This is a genomic window from Arthrobacter ulcerisalmonis, assembly GCF_900609065.1.
Classification (GTDB): Bacteria; Actinomycetota; Actinomycetes; order Actinomycetales; family Micrococcaceae; genus Arthrobacter; species Arthrobacter ulcerisalmonis.
In genome coordinates this window covers 1-431 of record NZ_UXAU01000068.1, presented here as the reverse complement: position 1 = coordinate 431, position 431 = coordinate 1, and the positions used below count along the sequence as shown (strand labels likewise).

The 431-nt window shown below is 65.7% G+C and carries 1 protein-coding gene; it reads right to left on the bottom strand.

The window, feature by feature from the left end; all coding sequences use genetic code 11:
* Positions 1–431, bottom strand: a 431-nt coding sequence (locus PSET11_RS16545) for a 13E12 repeat family protein (RefSeq protein ID WP_124093404.1), incomplete at both ends; no start/stop codon positions are given.

Sequence of the window (431 nt, the reverse complement as noted above, 5' to 3'; positions counted from 1 at the left end):
TGTACAACGACTGCGCCCCATCAGCAACCAACCGCCGCGCCACCGATGCTGGCACCGGGCCAAACCCCTCCACCTCACCCGGTTCTTCCGTGAGGCCCAGCAATGAGAACACCGGCACCGTCACCAACACCTCAGCCCGCACCCCCGCGCCGAACTCCGCAGCCGTGCCTAGGTGGTGACCTGGGCTGTTGAGGAGGATCCCGGCCGCGACATCAGCCCGTAGCTGCGTCAACGTTCGGTCCTCATTGGGGCCTTGCAACCCCCTAGCCAGTGCCGTGGTCTTGTTCCACACCGCACACGCCGTGTCGCCCGGTAAATACAACGACAGCCACCCCATCCCGTCCCGATCAGGACAGAACTCCACCCGACGATCCGCCACACCCTTCACATGCCGGGCCTCCAACGACTCCGGATGATGCCGCTCCCGCCAC